Source organism: Sphingomonas sp. 10B4 (assembly GCF_035019905.1).
GTDB classification, from domain to species: domain Bacteria; phylum Pseudomonadota; class Alphaproteobacteria; order Sphingomonadales; family Sphingomonadaceae; genus Sphingomonas; species Sphingomonas glacialis.
In genome coordinates, this window is sequence record NZ_JASJVC010000476.1 from 1 (window position 1) to 249 (window position 249).

1 protein-coding gene is annotated in these 249 nt (G+C 63.9%); it reads left to right on the plus strand.

The window, feature by feature from the left end:
- On the plus strand, window positions 1-249 hold a 249-nt coding region (locus QN347_RS20560), incomplete at both ends, for a hypothetical protein (protein WP_323494513.1).

The window sequence follows — 249 nt, forward strand, 5'->3', positions numbered from 1 at the left end:
GCCTGAGTGTGTCTGGTTCGGCGGCAGCCGCAGCGACGATCACGAGCTGGGATCCAGCCTTGGGAGCACCGGACACCATCACCAGCGATGGCCGGGCGTACATTCGGGCAATCGGCGGACACACCGACCTCACCCACGCGCACATAGCGAATCTCGGCTTTTGGGGCGGGAACACTGGCGGCCTCGCGTTCACCGGAACGGACCCGTCGAATATATTTGATTCCTCGATCGGTTCGGGCACCCCAGGAG